The 274-nt window shown below is 38.0% G+C and carries 1 protein-coding gene; it reads right to left on the bottom strand.

Translation table 11 applies throughout. The features are described 5' to 3' along the window. Window positions 1-274: hypothetical protein (locus tag SB764_RS40050; RefSeq protein ID WP_410866756.1), on the bottom strand; the 274-nt coding region annotated here is incomplete at both ends.

Below are 274 nucleotides of genomic sequence, written 5' to 3' on the forward strand. Positions count from 1 at the left end.
GTCTGGTTTGACAAGGGTATTATAGCCAATTAGACTAAGCATGGCAAACATGATCGTAGCAGCAATGGAACTGTATATCCTTATTCTTTTTAATTTCTTTTTTCGTTTATTTGCTCTAATACCATTTAGGATATTTACCCACATTTCATTTTCTTCCCCGGAGGAAAATGGTGCAACTACGTCATTTGCCTTTCCTCCAAGAAGATCTTCCCAGAGTTGTTTATCTTCCAGCGCGCCAGATGACGAATGATCGTTTTGTTCTTCCATAATATAG

The organism is Paraburkholderia sp. SIMBA_027, assembly GCF_046535315.1.
Lineage (GTDB): Bacteria > Pseudomonadota > Gammaproteobacteria > Burkholderiales > Burkholderiaceae > Paraburkholderia > Paraburkholderia tropica.